This window comes from Streptomyces sp. NH27, assembly GCF_056859195.1.
In genome coordinates, this window is the sequence record NZ_JACEGK010000822.1 from 1 (window position 1) to 2,089 (window position 2,089).

The 2,089-nt window shown below is 72.6% G+C and carries 2 protein-coding genes and 1 tRNA gene; 1 reads left to right on the forward strand and 2 read right to left on the reverse strand.

Translation table 11 applies throughout. The features are described 5' to 3' along the window. Positions 1-1,045 (forward strand): PP2C family protein-serine/threonine phosphatase (locus AC13HU_RS36195; protein ID WP_483046239.1); only part of this gene is annotated, 1,045 nt, incomplete at its 5' end. Positions 1,046-1,117: 72 nt separating this feature from the next. Here AC13HU_RS36195 and AC13HU_RS36200 read toward each other — a convergent pair. Further along, a tRNA-Thr gene (locus AC13HU_RS36200) sits at positions 1,118-1,190 on the reverse strand. Between the two features lie 51 nt (positions 1,191-1,241). Next, positions 1,242-1,967, reverse strand: coding sequence for a DegT/DnrJ/EryC1/StrS family aminotransferase (locus tag AC13HU_RS36205; RefSeq protein ID WP_483046240.1), 726 nt, complete (start codon positions 1,965-1,967; stop codon positions 1,242-1,244). Positions 1,968-2,089 lie beyond the last annotated feature (122 nt).

Consider the following 2,089-nt stretch of genomic DNA (forward strand, 5'->3'; position numbering starts at 1 on the left):
GATCTGGACCGCCCCCTCCGACGCGGCCCACTCCAGCGCCCTGCGCGCCTCCCTGCGCAGCCTCGGCGTCGGCGCCACCGCCGGCGCACGCCCCGCCACCACCCCGGGCGTCGCCCTGGCCACCGCAGCCGCCGTCGGTGGAGAAACGGTCGTGCTGCCGCTGGTCGCCCGCAACCGCGTCATCGGCATGCTCACCCTCGGCAAGCCCAGCGACGAACGCTTCCGCCAGGAGATCCTCGAACTCGCCGAGGACCTCTCCCGCCGCGCCGCCCTCGCCCTGGACAACGCCCGCCTCTACAGCGAGCGCACCGCGATCAGCCAGGCCCTCCAGCGCAGCCTGCTGCCGCCCGAGTTGCCGCACATCCCCGGCGTCGAGGTCGAGGTCGTCTACCGCGCGGCCGGCGAGGGCAACGAGGTCGGCGGCGACTTCTACGACCTCTTCCCGATCCGCGAAGGCTGCTGGGGCTTCGCCATCGGCGACGTCTGCGGCACCGGCCCGGAGGCCGCCGCCGTCACGGGCCTGGCCCGACACGCGCTGCGCCTGCTCGCCCGCGAGGGCCTCGGCGGCCCCGCCGTCCTCGAACGCCTCAACGCCGCCATCCTCGACGAGGGCGCCCGCAGCCGCTTCCTCACCCTCCTGTACGGCGAGTTGTGGCCCCGGGAGGACGGCAGCGCCGAACTGCGCATGGTCTGCGCCGGGCACCCCCTGCCGCTGCGCCTGCGCCCCGACGGCACCGTCGAACCCGCCGCGGAACCGCAGCCGCTGCTCGGCGTCATGGACGACCTCGACCTCTACGAGCAGTCCGTCACGCTCGACCCCGGCGACGTCCTGCTGTGCGTCACGGACGGCGTCACCGAGCGCCGCGAGGGCAGCCGCATGCTCGGCGACGACGGCCTCGCCGACGTGCTGGTCACGTGTACGGGCCTGACCGCCGGCGCGGTCGCCGCCCGTATCCAGCGCGCGGTGGAGCGCTTCGCGGCCGACGCGCCCTCCGACGACATGGCGATTCTGGCGATGCGGGTACCTGCGCTGCCGAAGCCCTGATGCGCCCTCATGTGCCCTGCGGGGGCACATGACAAAGGCCCCCGCCGTCACGGCGGGGGCCTTCTTTCGCAGAGCCCCAATACGGAATCGAACCGTAGACCTTCTCCTTACCATGGAGACGCTCTACCGACTGAGCTATTGGGGCGCGTCGATGGGAAGATCGTAGCCCATCGACGCGTGTGCACGAAAACGACGGTCAGACGATCCCACCGAGCCGGTTGCAGACCGTCGCAATGTGCGTCAACTCGCGCTGGTCCAGGCCCGAGTGGACCAGCAGCGACAGGCTGTCCGCGGCGATCAGCTCGGTCTGCGGCAACTCGATCGGCGGCGCCGCGCGGTGGGCCGGCATCCGGTGTACCGGCACCGGCATGCTCACCGTCGCCCGCACCCCGCGCACGGCCAGCGCACGCAGATACGCGTCCCGGTCCGGCCGGCCGTTCCCCGGCACCCGCACGGTGTACTGGTGGTAGAGGTGGTGCGCGCCGGGCTCGGTGTACGGCACCACGACGCCGGTGAGCGCCGAGTCGAGGAAGCGCGCGTGCGCCCGGCGGCGGGCCACGGCGCCCACGTCCTCGCCACTCGGCACCTCCGCCACGACCGCCAGCCCGTGCCGGACGGCGAGGTCGTCCAGGCGGTCCATGGCAGCGGGGTGGCCGAACACGTTCACCGGCACCAGGGCGGCGGTGCGGGGGGTGACACACGCGGCCACCGAAGCAGGGTCGACGCAGAACGTCCGCGGGTCTATGTCGGCGAACACCGGGATCGCGCCGGCCAGTCGAACCCCGTCGGCGGGCGCGCCGGGGCCGTACGACGGCACGATGACCTCGTCGCCACGGCCGATACCGAGCGCTTTCAGGGTGTCGCGAACCGCGGTCGCCGTCATTTCCGAAGCGATTCCGGGCCGCCGTCCGGCAGTCGTCATCTGCTGCACGTCTCCACACCTCCGCCTGTCGGGGTGCCCAGGTTCCCGTTACGACGTGAACATGAGGGTAACGAACAGCAAAAAGGCCCCAACCCCCGGGATAAACCTCGGGGGTTGGGGCC